We start from the raw sequence: 16,777 nt of genomic DNA on the forward strand, positions 1-16,777 counted from the left end.
AATGATAAATAATAAATGTTCAACGATTAAGCCTTTTCTAACGGTGCCATAGTCAAACCAGCACGCTTCAACTGTTGATGATATAATTCCGCTTGTTCTTGAGGGCCTACCCAAACCAAAGCTTGTCCTTGAGTGTGTATTTCATCGGCTAATTCTCTAGCGCGATCGCCACTCATCCCAGGAATATATGTAACTAAACACTCTATGACGTGTTTAAAAGTATTAAAATCATCATTTAACACAATTATTTTGTAGTTAGGATAGTGTTGCTTGATGGTTTGACCAGACTTCTCTTTGATTACTGTTGGTGTAGCAGTCATTCAGGTAAATCCTTATAATTCAACTCAATAGATATTTACAATTAATCTATTTATAACGACGATTAATTCTTACTGTACAAATAGTCTAGCTATTTTTAACTATTTCTTCAAAATTGATTTGGCACATTTTTCTAATTTAATAGCCATATTTTAATTTGCTATTATCAATCTTTTACTACTATAGAAATGAAAATTGCAATCGGCTGGCTTTATCCCACATTGATGAGTACTTATGGCGATCGCGGTAATGTTATCTGCATACAAAGACGTTGTCAGTGGCGGGATATAGAGGTAGAAGTTATTCCCCTAAAAAAAGAAACCACCCCAGAAGTATTCGAGGGAGTAGATATCATTGTGGGAGGGGGAGCGCAAGATCGCCAGCAAGAGATTGTCATGCGAGATTTGCAAGGGGCAAAAGCTGAAGCTTTAAAAAACAAGTTGGATCGGGGTACGCCAGGAGTTTTCACCTGTGGATCCCCACAGCTTTTAGGACACTACTACGAACCCGCATTAGGCAAAAGAATTGATGGTTTGGGTTTGTTGGATATGGTAAGCAAACATCCTGGAATTGATGCTCGACGTTGCATTGGTAATTTAGTATTTGAAATTACTGCCAATCCCATTGCTTCTGAATTAGCAGCCATGGTGGGAGAAAAACCGATCGCTATTGGCTTTGAAAATCACGGAGGAAGAACTTATCTTAATGACGTGCAACCCTTGGGCAAAGTTATTAGAGGATATGGCAATAACGGAGAAGATCAAACCGCAGGAGCTTTTTATCAAAATGCGATCGCAACTTATTCTCATGGCCCTTTGTTGCCCAAAAATCCTTTTATTGCCGATTGGCTGATCGTTAAAGCCTTGCAAAATAAGTACGAGCGAGCCATTGAATTAAAGGCGATCGATGATTCGATCGCTATTGCAGCACGTAAAGCTATGTTGCAACGTCTTGACTTATTCAATGTTCTTGCAACAGTTTAGACATTAATTGTTAATCTTTGCATTAAGTTGCGTGCTATGCAACATAATTTGCCTTAGTATTGCAATTAGAGAAAATATGCAAGATAATCTTGCAACAGATCAATATAAATGCAATTGCAACCAAAACTATGACGGTCAAAGTACTAGATAATGGCTCTGCTGGAATTTTAATTCTGATCATACCTTTCGCTTTTGGTTTTGTTGTTTTATATCAGCTATGGCCTTTTTTGCTTGCCCTTGCAGCATTAATCGTAGCTTTTAAAATTTGGCAAAACTATCGATGGCAAAAATGGTGTGGAGAAATCAACCCTTACTTCAATCAGTCGATCAAAGAAAATAAGGGTTATCTAACTCCAGTAGATCTATCCGTAAAAGCAAATATTTCCCTTAAAGATGCCAAAACATTTTTGATTCGCAAAAGTGATGAATATGGCACTACTCCTCAAAAAATCAAAGACAAAGGTTTCGTTTATTATTTTCCTACTGCTAGTGCTTTAGGAAGTATTTTTGATGATAGCGAACCCGAACCTGTCATCAATTCTTATCAGCTAGCAGCTAAAGAATCTAATAAATTATCCGTTAGAGGAATTGCCCTGTTAGCCAAGCAAGAAAAAAACGGATCGAGCGAATCTTCTTCTAGTGTTGCTCAGTTAACCAAAGAAGAATCAACGTCTTCAACAGCAACTATCGAGCCTGAAATCGAATCAAACGATCTAGATATCGAAGAAAATTCTTCGATTGATGTTGGCAGATCTTTAATTCAAGCTGAATTAGCCAAACGTCTCGATCTTAATACTAGTACTGTCGGCAGACGTAAATCAGATCCAGATTTTGAAGAGTGGAGTCAAAGTAAAGATCCAGAGGGAATAGCTTGGAGATATGAAGAAGAAACCAAGCTTTTTGTCGCAATCGTTCCAGACTAAATTTTTTACTGTTTTTTCAATTGTCTTGCTTATTTAGCGCGATTGTTTTTAGGTCAAAAATAAAGCTATTTGTTTCAACTTAAAATTGGGGATTATAGAAGAATTGTTATCTATAGTCCCCTCTTGTATGTCTAGCGATAAATATTTAACAATTAATAATGAATAACTTACATGGTTGGCAATGGCAAACAGTTGAAGGCAATTCTTATTTAACTTGCGATTTGCTATCAGCGTGGCAGCATGGATTCTTTACGAAAGTATTTTATCCCAGCACTCCTGAAGATTTGACTTCTATTTTGCAACCAAAAACCAGTGCTTATAGAGTCAAACAGGTACACGGAAACATAGTGCTGACTTCTCAAGAAATAACTACCGCGATCGCAAAACAAAATTTAGATAATCCCTTCCCCGATGGAGATGGAGTTATTAGTCATATTTCAGAACAATCAGTCTGGGTAGCCAGTGCAGACTGTACTCCTATCTTAATTGGCGATCGCAAAACTGGTGGAGTTTGCGCAATTCATGCTGGTTGGCGAGGAACATCTCAAGAAATTGTCAAAAGTGCGATCGCGCGCTTGGTTGAGTTTGGCAGCGAGCGAGAAAATCTTAGAATTGCAATTGGCCCTGCCATCTCAGGTAAGATGTATCAGGTAAACGAAAATGTCGCCATAGAAGTTGGTAAAACCATCATCTCTGATGCAATCGACAAAACAGAAGGGGAAATACTCCACGAACTAAAACAACTACCAAATTCACCTTTATTTGATGATGAATTACCAGGGAAAGTTCGCCTTGATGTATCCAGGGTAAATCAAATACAGTTAGAACAACTAAATATTAATCCAGAACATATAGCGATCGCTCGTAACTACTGTACTTATCAACACGACGATTTCTTTTTCTCTTATCGACGTACGGGAGAAAAAAAAGTGCAATGGTCGGGAATAATAACTAATAACTAATAACTAATAACTAATAACTAATAACTAATAACTAATAACAAACTATTGCACTTCCATTCTGTCGAAAAAATCCTCACCCAACTAGAACAACAGCCTGGTTGGGAAAAATTCCGCGACTATCGCCAGCTTTTGCAATGTTGGCATAATACCGTTAATAAAAATACCGCAGAACATACTCGTCCCCTTTATATCAACCGACAAATTCTTTGGATTGCTACTTCTAGTGCATCTAGAGCGCAAGAGCTTTCTTTTCAACGCTATAGCCTGCTCAAGAGACTAAATAAACAATTACCCTTTACCCTCAAAGACATCCGCTTTTCATCTTCAGGATGGCATCAAACGGCCCATCAAGATCGTTCTACTCAGATTTTATTTGAGATTTCTCAAAAGCAAAAATCTCAAAAACCTAAAAAAAATCTAATGAATTCGTCCTTTAGTGAAAACAAGTTAGAGAATACCAGAGACGATCATTCTCCCTCAGAAAAAGCCAAGATAGCAGCAAAGCGTTGGTTGGATACTATCAGTCAAAATAGACGAAAATCTTCATCTTTATTGTCTTGTCCTATTTGTAATTCTCCCACCCCTACAGGAGAGATAGAACGCTGGAATTCATGTTATATTTGTATAGCACAAAAGCGATCGCGAGAATATCGTCCGCCAACTTTTTCAGACTCAAAATAGATCGTATTATAAAAGCCGATTTTCTTTCTTGTTCGCGATCCCTATAGGTTTTTTATCCTACTCTCCATATATTCACTGATAAAAAACCGTATTTTTTGATACTTTTTTTTGATATTTCATGTCTATTCATTAATAGATTATAAAGACAATATAAAACTTTTTAACTGCTTGGGGATCACTCTAAGCCTTGACACATATCGGCTTCAATGGGATCGGTGTGATTATGAAGAAAGCGCAGAATAGAGGTATCGGAATGGATATGGAATAAAACCAATTCTAAAAATCTAAATGAAAGAAATGAATTTTGCAACTTCTGCCTGTCGTTACTGTCGCTTTTATAAGCCAGAAGGTCGTCGTGGTGGGTCTTGTCAAATGTTAGGAGTACCAGTCGAAAGTAGCTGGAAAGCCTGTACTTTTGCTAGTCCTCCCTTTGACACTACTTTGAAAAAATTAGAAGAGATCTTTCACTTAGAAACTTCCATAAACAGAGAATCCGATCGCCAAATATCTTCCAAAATATCTCCCAAAATATCCGAGATCAAAATTGAGAATAACTTGCAAACGGCAACTTCTCAAACAACAATTACTCATCTATCAGAGTAGTTGCTGGAAAAACTTTGTTGTGAATTTTGGAAATAATTTTTTTCAAGAAAAAAGATAAAATAATTCAAATTAAACGAATATTAATAATTTGCGATCGCAATACGCTCCCGATATCTTGGGAGCGCATTTTTTTGGCAGGATATCTTTGGCCTATGGCAACCAGGGATATTGCTGAAAGTCGGGCGGACGTTTTTCTAAGAATGCTTGTTTTCCTTCTGCTCCTTCTTCCGTCATGTAGTAAAGCATCGTGGCATTACCTGCCAATTCTTGTATACCAGCCTGACCGTCACAGTCGGCATTAAAAGCAGCTTTTAGGCAGCGAATTGCAATCGGACTTTTTTGTAATATTTCTTGCGACCATTCGATCCCCTCTGCTTCTAATCGATCTACTGGTACGACACGATTGACTAATCCCATATCTAAAGCTTCCTGGGCATTATATTGACGGCAGAGAAACCAAATCTCTCTTGCTTTTTTTTGCCCGACAATCCGAGCCAAATAACCAGAACCAAATCCACCATCAAAACTACCTACTTTCGGGCCAGTTTGTCCGAATATGGCGTTATCCGCAGCAATAGTAAGATCGCATAAAACATGAAGGACGTGACCCCCCCCAATGGCATAGCCAGCAACTAAAGCAATAGTTACTTTAGGTAGGGAGCGAATTAAACGCTGTAAATCTAATACGTTTAATCTAGGCGTACCTTGATCATCGATATATCCTGCCTTGCCTCGAATGCTTTGATCTCCCCCCGCACAAAAAGCGTATTTACCATCGGTATGAGGTCCTGCACCCGTCAAAAGAACTACGCCGACGGTATTGTCTTCACGAGCATCTATAAAAGCCTCGTACATTTCAAATACTGTCTTCGGGCGAAAGGCATTGCGTTTGTGGGGACGGTTGATGGTTATTTTGGCGATGCCATTATATTTTTGATAAATAATATCTTCGTAAGTTTTAGCTGTTTGCCATTCGACTTGCATAGGTTGTTGCTATAGAAAGCATAATTATTGTTTTCTAAAATTAAATCATCTTTTTGAGGGATGAAATATAAGAAACAAAGAAAAAAGAACAAGTAACAAGTAAGAATTACAATTATCTTTTTTTGATATGGCTGGGGATCGCGATTGAACTATCTAAAATCTATATAAAGAATGATAAATGTCTCTTAGAAGGAAATTATAATTAAAACAGATAACAAAGAACCTTTTAAAATTGATATGTAAATAGAATTAATGACTTAAATTTAATAAGTTTTAAAGTTCTATAAAAAAAAATGACTAAAACACAAACGATTCATTGTCCCAATTGTGGCGATCGCGCTACCAGAAGTGTTATCGACAATAGTATTAAGCGCACTGCTTGCGAATCCTGCGATTATCTCTTGATACAGTGTTTTAAAACTGGCAAGGTAATTGAGGCTTACGCCCCTGGAATCAAGAGTTTTTGCGCAATCAATCCTGTTTCTGCTTGAATTGTTAACTAGCATTAATATAGCGGTAAAATTATCGCGATCGCAGCAAAAAGCAAGACGTTGATTAAATTTATCTATTAAGACCAATCAACCAACTTTAGAAGCTCTTAATTGTCCGCAAGCTGCATCTGCTTCCAATCCGCGAGAATAGCGGACGCTGACGGCTATGTTTGAACTTTCTAAGATATTGACAAACTCCTTGATGCGGTATTGTTTTGGTCTTTGATAATCAACCTCAGAAATAGGATTGTAGGGAATAAGATTAACGTGGGTTTGAAACCCTTTTAGTTTTTCGGCTAACTCTCGCGCATTTTCGGGTAAATCGTTGACTCCCGATAGCAAAACATATTCAAAAGTGACTCTTCTGCCCGTTACCTGGACGTAATCTCGACATTCATCTAATAGATTGTCTATGGTATATTTTTTGGCACTGGGAATCAATTGTCGGCGCAAATCTTGATTGGAAGCATGAAGGCTCACCGCGAGAACAATTTGCAATTTGTGCTGGGCTAGCTGTTGAATTTTGCCAGGAATACCTACTGTAGATACTGTAAGCGATCGCGCGCCAATTCCTACATCTTGGTTGAGGGATTTGACCGCAGGGACTACATTTTCGATGTTTGCCATCGGCTCGCCCATCCCCATAAAGACGACGTTGCTGACTCTTTGTCCAAAATCTTCTTGGACGGTGAGGACTTGATCGATAATTTCATGGCTCTTGAGATTGCGAGTAAAACCGCCTTTTCCTGTAGCGCAGAAATCGCAGTCCATCGGGCAACCAACTTGGGAAGATACGCATACCGTTAAGCGTTTGGCTGTGGGAATGCCTACTGCTTCAATAATCAAACCATCCGCCAGACGGAGTAAATATTTACGAGTCTCGTCGGGAGCAACACTGCGATAATGAATAGTAGAGCGTCCAATAGGATAGTCTGCCATTGATTCGCGCCACTGTTTGGGAAATACCGAAATATCTAAAAGCGATCGCGAGGCTTTTTGGTATAACCATTGATAGAGTTGCTTTCCCCTATAAGGTGGTTGACCTTGTTGCTGCACCCACTCAGTTAATTCTTCTAAAGACTTACCTAATAAAACTTCTGAATTAGTAGATGGCGTGACTGTTTGTAGCGTCATTATGTTTTAATGCTGTGGCGGTTAATTCTTTTACCTAGATACATTTATTTTATAGAATTAACCGACAAATTATTGTTTAACTTTACCAAAACGGCGATCGCGTTGTTGAAAAGATTCTATAGCGCGATCAAATTGTTCGAGATTAAAATCTGGCCAAAGAGTATCAGTGACGTATATTTCTGTATAGGCTAGCTGCCACAATAAGAAGTTGCTCAAACGCATTTCTCCGCTAGTGCGAATTAATAAATCGGGGTCAGGACTAGCAGAAGTATAAAGATGCTGAGAGATGGTTGACTCATCGATTTCGCTGGCGGTTAATTCACCTTTTTGCACCTTTTCAGCAATAGCCTGACAAGCCCCGATCATTTCGTGGCGACTGCCATAATTAATTGCTACGTTGAAAAACACGCCCTGATTATCTTGAGTACGCTCCATTGAATGGCGCATTTCTTGTTGCAAAGAGACGGGTAAAGGACTCAAGTCACCAATAAAGTTGATACAGACTTCTTCTGCTTCCATCTCTTTTAATTCTTTTTGGAGCAATCTTTCAAACAAGCCCATCAAAAAATTAACTTCCCCCGTAGGACGACCCCAATTTTCGGTGGAAAAGGCATAAGCCGTTAAAGTTTTAATCCCCAAATCTTTGCAATAGCGCAGCATTTCCTTGAGAGTATTTGCACCCCTGCGATGTCCTTCGATTCGAGGCAAACCTCTTTGTTTTGCCCAGCGACCATTGCCATCCATAATTACAGCAACGTGGTTTGGCAATTTGGCTAGATTAGTTTCGCTAGATAAAGTAGTTAATAGTTGGGCTGTCATGGGAATTATTTTAAATTAAGAAGATGAAATAAATAGAAATTTTGATTTTTAGGATTTAGAAGATGATAATTTCAGAGCGATCGCATTCAAGATTATTATTCCCAAAAAACTCTGGTGAGGCACAGCATGATTGTAAATACTCTGGGGTTAATTGGCTACTCCAGTGATACATTTGCTTCAATGTCCAGATAAAAGTATAAATTAATTCCCCCTGGGATAAAATCGACCATGATTGCCAATTCAAGACTGACATCATACGTTGAAAAGTCGATTTCAGAGTCGATTTAGATTTTGCGTCCGATTCAGAGGATACAGGTAAGATAGTATGAATTTGGTTAAGAAGATACTTAATTAGCTGTTCTGTCCCATCGGGATATAACCACATTCCCATCCCCAAAAATTTAGTTAAATGATTGACTTCATCTTGTAATAATTCTCCTAATACTTGTTGAGTTGTTCCCGTCGTATGAGACATTAACCAGATATATAGACAAACCGCGCTATATTCTGTAGCTACGCGGTGTAATCCGTGTTTGTACAAGTCTTGGTAGGGATTTTCTCTAGCTTGGTAAACTTTAGCAGTTTTGGGTTGAGGAATAATTTTGTCGTGGCTGAGTTGTTGATAAATTTTAATCAAGGCTGGAGTATGCTGACGCTCTTCTTTTTCCCACAAGCCCAATGCGGTCATTTTGCCATCTGCCGATACGCTTCCACCAACGAATTTTGCCATACTAGGGTGGATTGGTTCGAGGTATTGGCGAGCGACCCCGCGTCGCCTAAAGGCGCAAGGGAACGCGCGAGCTTGTCTGCTAGCTTGGGTATAGCCCCTTATAGGTGCTTCGGTGTCTAATGCACCCTTGATAATAGACAAAAAAATATTTAGTTCAATGCCGATAACATCGTCTGGATTTATATCTTGCCAAGTTATTTTCGACCATTGACGGGGTTGAGGATCTCTAAATTGGTCTGGTAATTCCTCCATGAGATCGCGTAATTCATCGAGATTTAGATATTCATTAATTAAGTAATTAATTCTCCCTTTCGTTTGCCAAAAGTTAGGGCGAAAACAAACTTCTCCCGCCAAATCGATCTTTTGCTGATACATAATGCTTGCTGTCAAAACTGTATTTTATTTGCTTACATAACAGCTTACGTAAATCCTCTTAGTTTGTCTGTCGGGGAAAGTCGGAAGTTTTTTGTCTAGATAAAGTCGGCAAAAGTATGATTGTTAGTAGATCGCTTTAATTATTGCAATTGTTTTAATTTCTTTTGGGCAAACCCCATCAGACTCAAAGAGTCTTGATAAACAGTGGTACGAGGTTTAATTTTCTCTAATTGGTTGATGATGGTGAGTATTTCCCTCGCAGTGCGATCGCGATTGTAGGGATCTACCGATTTGGGTAAGTTGGCGATCGCATTTTGAGCAGATTCATAAGCTCGTTGAGAATATTCTTCTTCTTGCAGACGAATACGCATCTCGCCCAATTCTGCTTCGTAATTAGCAAGCAAAGTTTGAGCTTCTAAGTAACCCCCATCTTCTAAAGGTACTCTTTCTAAACTAGCGATCGCTCTTTCTAAAAGTTTAATACATTGTTGCCAGCGATGGGCAGAGTGAGACAATTCAGGACAACTACTATTAGCCTGGGTATAAAATTGTTCGGCTACGGCAATAATAGTATTCGTACGTTGATTTCCTGCTATCAAACCAGATACCTGACGAAAATCTCTTCTATAAGCCTCATAAGCTGCGTCTGCTTGTTTTTTGGCTACAGTACTTTGGGGGAGTCGCTCCAGTTTATCAATTCCAGCTTGCCAAGCTGCGATCGCTTGTTGCTTGCTGAGAGTATCTTCCGACTTTCGATAATTGTCTTTTGCCTGTTGAATTTCTGTTTGTGCTTGTTCTAGTTTCTCAAAGGCATTGACTTCTTGAAAAATTTTGGCATCCATTCGTCCTACTTTTGCCCTTGCTGCTTCAAATTCGTCAAACGTAAACTTCCAACCAAAACTAAAAAAAGTACGATACATCTGAGGCTCATAACCCAAAAACCAAACAGGTAAGGCATCCAAATGTTTTTGCGCTTGTTTAACTTTTTCTTGTCCCAGATTGATATCTGCCAAACTAGTAGCTTGATTGACTAATTGGTCTGCTTGTTCTACTCTAGCGATCGCACTGCGATAGTTACGATCCATTCTTAGATAACTTGGTAGAAGGATTAATGGAGCAGTTTTGGCTAGAGGGCGACGAATCATGGGATAGGGTAAGTTAAGCAACCAGACTAATCCAGCCAATCCACCCCAGCCGATAGCTATTTTGGGTAATAGCCACAGTTTACTTGGGGGACGATTAACTTTAATCGCTTTGTGAATAACTTTCGGATTAAAATCGGGAAACAGATCGCCAATTAAAGATTTTAATTCTGCTTCAGTAACGGGTTTCCCCGTGATCGAACTTAACTTGTCGAGTCGCTTTAAAGCAATTTTCTGGGATACCTCTCCCGCATATTTATCTTTCACTGCTGCCTTATTGATTTCAGCAACAAGAATTTTATAGGCTTTATGATTCAGACGTAATGACATGGAGTAAGACTAAACATGATCAACGTAGTTTCTTGTGTTTAGTGTTCCCTGAATATAGATTATTTATTGCCTACCTATCTTAAAATATTTGCGATCGCTGAAAAATAAACAGAAATAACTATAAATGCCCTGTTTTTAACCAAACTTTTGCACCTTTATCCCCTGTATATGCGATCGCCATACTGTTAGCTGGCAGTCGCAACCAAGACTGAGGGCGAAAATTGTCTTCTCCTTCAATAAAACTTCCCTCTAGTACGAGTAATTCCGCACCATTAGAGGCATCAATAATAACTTCTGTATTGGCAAGCCATGATTCTATCCGAACTTCTTCTCGTTCGTCTTTGAATAACGGCTGGATCGAAACTCCCAAGCGATGAAGATCGGCAACGCCAGGTATATCTTGAATATTTATTTTGATCTCAGTGCGATCGCTTTGATCGAATTGCCACAGTTTAACAAAAATAACACAACCCTCTTCTGAACCTGGAGTATGCTTAGATTGGGGTGGATTGCGGACATAAGATCCTGGAGGATAGTCCCCGTGTTCGTCTTGAAACACACCTTCTAAAACTATAAATTCTTCTCCTCCACCGTGTATGTGAGCGGAAAACTTACTATTCGGTGCATAACGCACAATAGAAGTTGCTCTGGCTACTTCATCACCAATGCGATCGAGCATCCTGCGTTCAACTCCCGCCATCGGCGATGCTTGCCATTTTAGGCGATCGCAATTAGTAGCATATGTACAATTGTTTCAAGATAACTTAGCGGTCGATAACAAATTTTGTTTGTGTGGAATGCTCGCATCAGAAATTAATTCCCTCTCCGATGAAGTCAAGCAAGCAATTCAAGATTTTTTTACCGATAACGAATTATGGCTGAGTCAATCAATTGAGAAAGGAAAAGTCGATGGTAGTTTAAAAATTACAACTTCCCCCGATCTGATTGCAGCGCAGTTGTTGGCTACCTTAGAAGGTGCAATGCTAATCGCGAGATCGAGGTCAGATAACAGCGTATCCAAATTTCAACAAGTAGTAGAAGGTGCAATCCAAAATCTTTATTAAATTGGCAAACTAATAACTCTTAACTTTACTGTTGCAATCAATTAAACTACTGCGATAATAGATCGATTATGGTTGAGGACAAGCTTTGAAAAAGCTAATACAAGACACTGGAGAGATAATATTATCGATCGCCAGTAAAATAATATCGCCTATCGCCCGTAAAGCTGTACCCATAGCCAGAGCGATCGATCTCATAAATGAATGGATTGGTCGTCTGACCTATTGGCTAGTACTATTAATGGTGGTAGTGGGTGCGTGGAATGTTATCGGGAGATACATTGGGCGTATTATTGGGATAAATCTTACTTCCAATGCTGCGATCGAAATACAGTGGTATCTGTTTGATGTGGTATTTTTGTTCGGTGCAGCCTATGCTCTCAAATACAACGATCATGTCAGGGTAGATATTTTTTATAAAGGCTGGAGTCGTCGTCGTCAAGCTCTAGCTAATTTTTTAGGTAGTATTTTCTTTTTAATTCCCTTTAGCTGTTTAATAATTTACTATTCCTGGGGAACAGTATTAAATTCTTGGAAAATAGGAGAAATGTCTGCTGATCCTGGCGGCTTACCGCGCTATCCGATTAAATCTGCGATTATTTTTGCCTTTATCTTATTAATCTTACAAGGAATATCCGAAGCAATTAAAAACTGGAATATATATATAGAAACTAGCTCCAGTCAGGAGGAAAGCTAAATGATGAGTTATGACTGGTTAGGAATGGCAATGTTCGCAGGGGCATTAGTCTTATTATCCGTTGGTTTTCCCGTCGCTTTCTCTTTAGGCGGTGTGGCAATATTATTCGCCCTAATAGGTGCGGCAGTAGGAGACTTTAATTTTGCTTTTTTTAATGCCATGCCCAGTCGCATTTTCGGCATCATGGCTAACTATACCCTCTTGGCAATTCCCTATTTCATTTTTCTGGGTTCGATGCTGGAAAAAACTGGCATCGCCGAAAAGTTATTAGAAACAATGGGTATCCTCTTTGGAAAAGTTAGAGGAGGTTTAGCTTTAGCTGTAGTAATTGTGGGGGCGTTACTAGCTGCATCGACGGGAGTCGTGGCTGCAACAGTGGTAGCAATGGGTTTAATCTCTTTACCGATCATGCTGCGCTATGGCTACAGTAAGGAATTAGCTGCGGGGGTAATTGTTGCATCGGGTACGTTGGGACAGATTATTCCTCCTAGTGTGGTGTTGGTAGTATTGGGAGATCAATTAGGTGTTCCCGTTGGTGATTTATTTATTGGTTCGTTAATTCCTGGGTTAATGATGGCAACAGCCTTTGCCCTTCATGTATTGATTGTGGCATTTCTTAATCCCGAAGTTGCCCCCGCTTTGCCTGCTAGCGTCAGGATTAGCGGAAAAAAGCTTTTAGTTAGAGTCATAACTGTAATGCTTCCTCCATTATTGTTAATTATGGTGGTGTTGGGCAGTATTTTTTTTGGTATCGCCACCCCGACAGAAGCAGGTGCATTAGGCTCGGTTGGTGCAATTAGTTTAGCTGCGGTTAATCGTCAGTTAAATTGGGCTGCACTGCGGGAAGTGTGCGATGCAACTATGCGAATTACTACGATGGTAATGTTTATTTTACTCGGCTCCACGGCATTTAGTTTGGTTTTTAGAGGCTTGGGGGGAGATAGATTTATGGAAAGTCTTCTGATCGATATTCCAGGGGGAACAATTGGCTTTTTACTAGTCAATATGCTGGTAATCTTTTTCTTGGGTTTCTTTATTGACTTCTTTGAAATTGCCTTTATTGTAATTCCTATCTTTGCCCCCGTAGCCCAACAGTTAGGCATAGATTTAGTTTGGTATGGGGTAATTATTGGGGCTAATTTACAAACTTCTTTCTTGACTCCACCTTTTGGCTTTGCTCTCTTCTATTTACGAGGCGTAGCACCACCAGAGTTGACAACAGAAGATATCTATCGCGGAGCGATTCCTTTTATTTGCTTGCAGCTTTTGGTATTGGCTTTGATTATTATTTTTCCTCAAATAGTTAGTTTTTTGCCATCTTTGAGTGCATCCCCAAGGGCGGTTTAATTGTTCTAGTTATCTTGCTCGCAAGCACCAATAGAAACCCAAGAACCTGAGACTATTTTTTTCCCTGTTTTTTCATCCAGCAGGATATTATACTCTTTTTTCCAAATGGGTGCATTGTGTTTTAGATTGTCGATCGCATAGCGACAGGCAGCAAACGCTTCGCCTCGATGGGGACAACCAACTGCTACAATTACACTGATTTCGCCAATTTTGAGCTTACCGACGCGATGATGAATCACAATACGGTTAACATCCTGCCATTGATTGCGAATCTGAAGGGCAATCGAATTGAAAACGGCGATCGCCATGGGCTGATATGCCTGATATTCTAAATATTCTACAGCTTTACCACCAGTTTGATTGCGTACCGTACCACTCATTACTACCACTGCACCATTAGCGGGATCGTCAGCTAGATTATAGGCTTCTGCTATGGATAGAGGCGCGATTGTAATAGCAAAATCATCGCCATGATGGCGATCGCCAGAGGAAGATGTAATAGATGTACTGAGATTAGCCATATTTTATTTTAAAACAAATTAATCTTTATAACTAGATCGAGATATCGGGAAATCTTTCGATGACTGATAAAATAAAAAGTCTGCAATTTTACCGAAGGAATCAACCATGCGACTAAACCAGATGCTGTTTGTGACATTGCGAGAAACTCCAGCAGAGGCAGAAATACCCAGCCATCAATTGTTGCTCCGAGGGGGCTACATTCGTCGTATTGGTAGCGGTATCTATGCTTATATGCCTTTGATGTGGCGAGTGTTACAAAAGGTTTCTAAGATCGTACGAGAAGAAATGAATGCAAAGGGAGCGCAAGAGTGCTTGTTACCCCAGTTACAGCCTTCCCAGCTATGGCAAGAGTCAGGGCGTTGGGATACCTATACCAAAGCTGAAGGAATTATGTTTTCCCTGACAGATCGGGGAGACAGAGAGTTAGGCTTAGGGCCAACTCATGAAGAGATTATCACAACTATCGCTCGCGAGACAATTCGTTCTTATCGTCAATTACCTCTTAATTTATATCAAATTCAAACCAAATTCCGCGATGAAATTCGTCCTCGTTTTGGTTTGATGCGCGGTCGAGAATTTATTATGAAAGATGCCTATTCTTTTCATACTGATGAGGAGAGTTTAAAACAGACTTATCAAGAGATGGATCGGGCATATCGCAATATTATGACTCGCTGTGGGTTGGAATTTCGTCCTGTAGATGCAGATTCTGGGGCAATCGGGGGTTCTGGTTCTCAAGAGTTTATGATCCTTGCCGAAGCTGGAGAAGATGAGATTTTATATACCGAAGATGGCAAATATGCAGCTAATACAGAAAAAGCTATCTCTCTTCCTCCAGATGTTGAAGAGTCTCCCTTCAATAGTTATGAAAAGATTGCCACTCCCGATACAGACACTATTGCCAAACTCACAGAGATTTTGAAATGTTCTCCTACAGTAGTTGTCAAAAATGTGCTTTATGAGGTTATTTATGATAGTGGAATGACGGTATTGGCATTGATTAATATTCGTGGCGATCGCGATGTTAACGAAACAAAACTTACTAACGAACTTACTAAACTCGCACCCCAATATAAAGCTAAGACAATTATTTCTTTAACCGTACCCGATCCAACAGCCCAGAAGAAATGGGCAGCAAAATCTTTACCCTTGGGCTATGTTGCACCCGATCTTGAGGATAATTATATTAGTGTTGATAAAAATGTAGCCCAGAAATTTCTGAGATTAGTCGATCGCACTGTTGTCGATCTCAAAAACTTTGTTACGGGAGCGAATCAAGTGGGTTATCACGTCGTGGGGGCAAACTGGGGCGAGAACTTTACCCTACCAGAATTACAGGTAGATATTCAAGAAGCTAAAGCTGGCGATCGCTCTGTTGGCGATCCCAATCAAACTTTAATCAGTGCCAGGGGTATAGAAGCGGGGCATATCTTCCAACTAGGGACAAAATATTCTGAAGCGATGGGTGCAAATTTTACCAACGAACAAGGTAAAACAGAACCATTGTGGATGGGTTGCTATGGTATTGGTGTTTCTCGTTTAGCTCAAGCAGCAGTAGAACAATCTTACGATCAAGATGGTATTATTTGGCCTGTGGCGATCGCACCTTATCATGTAGTTGTGATTGTACCCAATATTGCCGATACCGAGAAAATGGCTGCGGGAGAAAAGCTTTATAAGGAGTTTAAACAAGCAGGAGTAGAAGTCTTACTTGACGATCGCAAAGAAAGAGCGGGAGTTAAATTCAAGGATAGCGAGTTAGTGGGTATTCCCTATCGAGTAGTGACAGGGCGTTCTCTTGAGGAGGGTAAAGTGGAAGTGGTCAAACGAGCTACGAAAGAGTCTCAAGATATAGCAATTGAATCAGTAGTAGAAATAATTAAAGGATGGATTGAAGAGGAAAGTTAAGTTTAAATATTAAATTAATGGACAATCGATAATGGACAATGGACAATTGTTGAAATCTAGTTTTTATTTAATTAATTCAACTAATTCATTGTCCGCCATATGGCTATTAATAAAGTATTTCTGTTTGTTCCAAATATTATTGGTTATGCTAGGTTTCTTTTTTACCTAATTGCCTTTATTTGCCATAGTTTAGGTAGTTGGCAATTATGTATTGGTTTTTACGCGTTCGCCTTCATTTTAGATGAATTTGATGGGCGTGCTGCTCGTGCTTATAACCAAAGTAGTAACTTTGGCGCAGCTTTGGACATGGTGGCAGATCGTTCTGCTACGGCGGGTTTTTGTCTGATTTTGGCGCAGTTATATCCGCAGTATTTATTATTTTTCATCGGTGCGATCGCTCTCGATATTAGCAGCCATTATTATTTGATTTACGCTACGGGAATGTTGGGACTAGGTAGTCATAAAGATTCATCTGAATGGACAAATAATGGGCTAATGAGGCTTTATTATGGCAACAAAACTTTCATGGATCTATTAATCTTGGGCAATGAATTATTTTACATTTTGCTATATTTTAATTTTTATCTGACTGGCGGGGAGTTCACCATAAATGATTTTAATTTAGATGTATGGCAACTATTATTAATATTTTGCCTACCAATCTATCTTTTAAAACAATCTACCAATATTTTACAATTGCAAAGTGCAGCCCAAGAAATAGCCAAAATAGATTTGAATGATCGTCATTAAAACAGTCAAATTAATTA

At 39.4% G+C, this 16,777-nt stretch carries 19 protein-coding genes; 11 read left to right on the forward strand and 8 right to left on the reverse strand.

The genetic code is table 11. The features are described from left to right. Positions 1 to 26: 26 nt before the first annotated feature. Positions 27 to 320, reverse strand: coding sequence for an ATP-dependent Clp protease adapter ClpS (gene clpS / locus I4641_RS04815; RefSeq protein ID WP_263858142.1), 294 nt, complete (start codon positions 318 to 320; stop codon positions 27 to 29). A 186-nt stretch (positions 321 to 506) separates the two neighbouring features. On the opposite strand from clpS, the gene I4641_RS04820 reads away from it, so the two are divergent. From I4641_RS04820 to I4641_RS04840, 5 genes are all read left to right on the forward strand, one after another. After that, a complete protein-coding gene (locus I4641_RS04820; RefSeq protein WP_229639335.1) occupies positions 507 to 1,301 on the forward strand; it encodes a type 1 glutamine amidotransferase in 795 nt (264 codons plus the stop codon). A gap of 128 nt (positions 1,302 to 1,429) precedes the next feature. Continuing rightward, on the forward strand, positions 1,430 to 2,224 hold the full coding sequence (locus I4641_RS04825; protein WP_229639336.1) for a hypothetical protein: 795 nt from the start codon (positions 1,430 to 1,432) through the stop codon (positions 2,222 to 2,224). A gap of 158 nt (positions 2,225 to 2,382) precedes the next feature. Beyond that, entirely contained in the window at positions 2,383 to 3,186 is an 804-nt protein-coding gene (gene pgeF / locus I4641_RS04830; protein WP_229639337.1) for a peptidoglycan editing factor PgeF, read from the forward strand. A 45-nt stretch (positions 3,187 to 3,231) separates the two neighbouring features. Continuing rightward, complete coding sequence (locus I4641_RS04835; protein ID WP_229639338.1) at positions 3,232 to 3,867, forward strand: DciA family protein; 636 nt, start codon at positions 3,232 to 3,234, stop codon at positions 3,865 to 3,867. 297 nt (positions 3,868 to 4,164) lie between these two features. After that, on the forward strand, positions 4,165 to 4,470 hold the full coding sequence (locus I4641_RS04840) for a hypothetical protein (RefSeq protein ID WP_229639339.1): 306 nt from the start codon (positions 4,165 to 4,167) through the stop codon (positions 4,468 to 4,470). A gap of 150 nt (positions 4,471 to 4,620) precedes the next feature. Here I4641_RS04840 and menB read toward each other — a convergent pair whose 3' ends face one another. Further along, the gene (gene menB, locus I4641_RS04845) at positions 4,621 to 5,454 is read right to left on the reverse strand and encodes a 1,4-dihydroxy-2-naphthoyl-CoA synthase (protein ID WP_229639340.1); all 834 of its coding nucleotides are present in this window, start codon (positions 5,452 to 5,454) and stop codon (positions 4,621 to 4,623) included. A gap of 293 nt (positions 5,455 to 5,747) precedes the next feature. Here menB and I4641_RS04850 point away from each other — a divergent pair, with 293 nt between their 5' ends. Beyond that, positions 5,748 to 5,945 (forward strand): hypothetical protein, encoded by a 198-nt coding sequence (locus I4641_RS04850; RefSeq protein ID WP_229639341.1) that lies wholly within the window; start codon positions 5,748 to 5,750, stop codon positions 5,943 to 5,945. An 87-nt stretch (positions 5,946 to 6,032) separates the two neighbouring features. Here I4641_RS04850 and rlmN read toward each other — a convergent pair whose 3' ends face one another. The 5 genes from rlmN to I4641_RS04875 all read right to left on the reverse strand — a co-directional run bounded on the left by rlmN (position 6,033) and on the right by I4641_RS04875 (position 11,175). Next, positions 6,033 to 7,079, reverse strand: a complete 1,047-nt coding sequence (gene rlmN, locus I4641_RS04855) for a dual-specificity RNA methyltransferase RlmN (protein ID WP_229639342.1) — start codon at positions 7,077 to 7,079, stop codon at positions 6,033 to 6,035. Positions 7,080 to 7,148: 69 nt separating this feature from the next. Further along, positions 7,149 to 7,898, reverse strand: coding sequence for an undecaprenyl pyrophosphate synthase (uppS, locus tag I4641_RS04860; protein ID WP_229639343.1), 750 nt, complete (start codon positions 7,896 to 7,898; stop codon positions 7,149 to 7,151). Positions 7,899 to 7,953: 55 nt separating this feature from the next. Then, on the reverse strand, positions 7,954 to 9,003 hold the full coding sequence (locus tag I4641_RS04865; RefSeq protein ID WP_229639344.1) for a ferritin-like domain-containing protein: 1,050 nt from the start codon (positions 9,001 to 9,003) through the stop codon (positions 7,954 to 7,956). Positions 9,004 to 9,143: 140 nt separating this feature from the next. After that, positions 9,144 to 10,475 carry a hypothetical protein gene (locus I4641_RS04870; protein ID WP_229639345.1) on the reverse strand — a complete coding sequence of 444 codons (1,332 nt, stop codon included), beginning with the start codon at positions 10,473 to 10,475 and terminating at the stop codon, positions 9,144 to 9,146. Positions 10,476 to 10,593: 118 nt separating this feature from the next. Beyond that, entirely contained in the window at positions 10,594 to 11,175 is a 582-nt protein-coding gene (locus I4641_RS04875; RefSeq protein WP_229639346.1) for a cupin domain-containing protein, read from the reverse strand. Between I4641_RS04875 and I4641_RS04880 the strand changes: the two genes are divergently transcribed. From I4641_RS04880 to I4641_RS04890, 3 genes are all read left to right on the forward strand, one after another. Continuing rightward, a complete protein-coding gene (locus tag I4641_RS04880; RefSeq protein ID WP_229639347.1) occupies positions 11,141 to 11,539 on the forward strand; it encodes a TetR family transcriptional regulator C-terminal domain-containing protein in 399 nt (132 codons plus the stop codon). The genes I4641_RS04875 and I4641_RS04880 overlap by 35 nt on opposite strands. A gap of 151 nt (positions 11,540 to 11,690) precedes the next feature. Continuing rightward, the gene (locus tag I4641_RS04885) at positions 11,691 to 12,233 is read left to right on the forward strand and encodes a TRAP transporter small permease subunit (protein WP_369426724.1); all 543 of its coding nucleotides are present in this window, start codon (positions 11,691 to 11,693) and stop codon (positions 12,231 to 12,233) included. A 3-nt stretch (positions 12,234 to 12,236) separates the two neighbouring features. Beyond that, a complete protein-coding gene (locus tag I4641_RS04890) occupies positions 12,237 to 13,580 on the forward strand; it encodes a TRAP transporter large permease (RefSeq protein WP_369426725.1) in 1,344 nt (447 codons plus the stop codon). Positions 13,581 to 13,585: 5 nt separating this feature from the next. Here the strand turns inward: I4641_RS04890 and I4641_RS04895 are convergent, their stop codons facing one another. Continuing rightward, on the reverse strand, positions 13,586 to 14,101 hold the full coding sequence (locus I4641_RS04895; protein ID WP_229639350.1) for a molybdenum cofactor biosynthesis protein MoaE: 516 nt from the start codon (positions 14,099 to 14,101) through the stop codon (positions 13,586 to 13,588). Between the two features lie 106 nt (positions 14,102 to 14,207). On the opposite strand from I4641_RS04895, the gene proS reads away from it, so the two are divergent. Further along, entirely contained in the window at positions 14,208 to 16,010 is a 1,803-nt protein-coding gene (gene proS / locus I4641_RS04900; protein ID WP_229639351.1) for a proline--tRNA ligase, read from the forward strand. A gap of 99 nt (positions 16,011 to 16,109) precedes the next feature. Beyond that, the gene (locus I4641_RS04905; RefSeq protein WP_229639352.1) at positions 16,110 to 16,760 is read left to right on the forward strand and encodes a CDP-alcohol phosphatidyltransferase family protein; all 651 of its coding nucleotides are present in this window, start codon (positions 16,110 to 16,112) and stop codon (positions 16,758 to 16,760) included. Positions 16,761 to 16,777 lie beyond the last annotated feature (17 nt).

The sequence above is a fragment of the Waterburya agarophytonicola KI4 genome (assembly GCF_020640915.1).
Taxonomy (GTDB): Bacteria; Cyanobacteriota; Cyanobacteriia; order Cyanobacteriales; family Xenococcaceae; genus Waterburya; species Waterburya agarophytonicola.

Coding starts and splice junctions, on each gene's coding strand:
- clpS (WP_263858142.1), bottom strand. CDS start 320: ATGACTGCTACACCAACAGTAATCAAAGAGAAGTCTGGTCAAACCATC.
- I4641_RS04820 (WP_229639335.1), top strand. CDS start 507: ATGAAAATTGCAATCGGCTGGCTTTATCCCACATTGATGAGTACTTAT.
- I4641_RS04825 (WP_229639336.1), top strand. CDS start 1,430: ATGACGGTCAAAGTACTAGATAATGGCTCTGCTGGAATTTTAATTCTG.
- pgeF (WP_229639337.1), top strand. CDS start 2,383: ATGAATAACTTACATGGTTGGCAATGGCAAACAGTTGAAGGCAATTCT.
- I4641_RS04840 (WP_229639339.1), top strand. CDS start 4,165: ATGAATTTTGCAACTTCTGCCTGTCGTTACTGTCGCTTTTATAAGCCA.
- menB (WP_229639340.1), bottom strand. CDS start 5,454: ATGCAAGTCGAATGGCAAACAGCTAAAACTTACGAAGATATTATTTAT.
- I4641_RS04850 (WP_229639341.1), top strand. CDS start 5,748: ATGACTAAAACACAAACGATTCATTGTCCCAATTGTGGCGATCGCGCT.
- rlmN (WP_229639342.1), bottom strand. CDS start 7,079: ATGACGCTACAAACAGTCACGCCATCTACTAATTCAGAAGTTTTATTA.
- uppS (WP_229639343.1), bottom strand. CDS start 7,898: ATGACAGCCCAACTATTAACTACTTTATCTAGCGAAACTAATCTAGCC.
- I4641_RS04865 (WP_229639344.1), bottom strand. CDS start 9,003: ATGTATCAGCAAAAGATCGATTTGGCGGGAGAAGTTTGTTTTCGCCCT.
- I4641_RS04870 (WP_229639345.1), bottom strand. CDS start 10,475: ATGTCATTACGTCTGAATCATAAAGCCTATAAAATTCTTGTTGCTGAA.
- I4641_RS04880 (WP_229639347.1), top strand. CDS start 11,141: ATGCGATCGAGCATCCTGCGTTCAACTCCCGCCATCGGCGATGCTTGC.
- I4641_RS04875 (WP_229639346.1), bottom strand. CDS start 11,175: ATGGCGGGAGTTGAACGCAGGATGCTCGATCGCATTGGTGATGAAGTA.
- I4641_RS04890 (WP_369426725.1), top strand. CDS start 12,237: ATGAGTTATGACTGGTTAGGAATGGCAATGTTCGCAGGGGCATTAGTC.
- I4641_RS04895 (WP_229639350.1), bottom strand. CDS start 14,101: ATGGCTAATCTCAGTACATCTATTACATCTTCCTCTGGCGATCGCCAT.
- proS (WP_229639351.1), top strand. CDS start 14,208: ATGCGACTAAACCAGATGCTGTTTGTGACATTGCGAGAAACTCCAGCA.
- I4641_RS04905 (WP_229639352.1), top strand. CDS start 16,110: ATGGCTATTAATAAAGTATTTCTGTTTGTTCCAAATATTATTGGTTAT.